Below are 227 nucleotides of genomic sequence, written 5' to 3'. Positions count from 1 at the left end.
GGGAGATGCCGAGGATGATCAAGAAGAATACCTCGTCGACACGTACGGAAGCCAGCTCGAATCGACGGTTCTCAAGGCGGGCCACCACGGCTCAGCCAGCTCCTCAAGTGGGGCGTTCCTTGATACCGTTCAGCCAGCAGCGGTGGTCATCTCAAGTGCGTACGACTCGCAGTACGGCCACCCGAACGACGAAGTCCTTGAGCGGCTTTCTGACCGTTCAATCCCCA

The 227-nt window shown here is 59.0% G+C and carries 1 pseudogene; it reads left to right on the top strand.

Annotated features, from left to right (window positions below):
• A pseudogene (locus EXE42_RS18075) lies at positions 1 to 227 on the top strand (MBL fold metallo-hydrolase); the annotation flags it as partial.

The sequence above is a fragment of the Halorubrum sp. SP3 genome, assembly GCF_005435195.1.
Classification (GTDB): Archaea; Halobacteriota; Halobacteria; order Halobacteriales; family Haloferacaceae; genus Halorubrum; species Halorubrum sodomense.
This window is presented reverse-complemented; position numbering and strand designations above follow the sequence as displayed.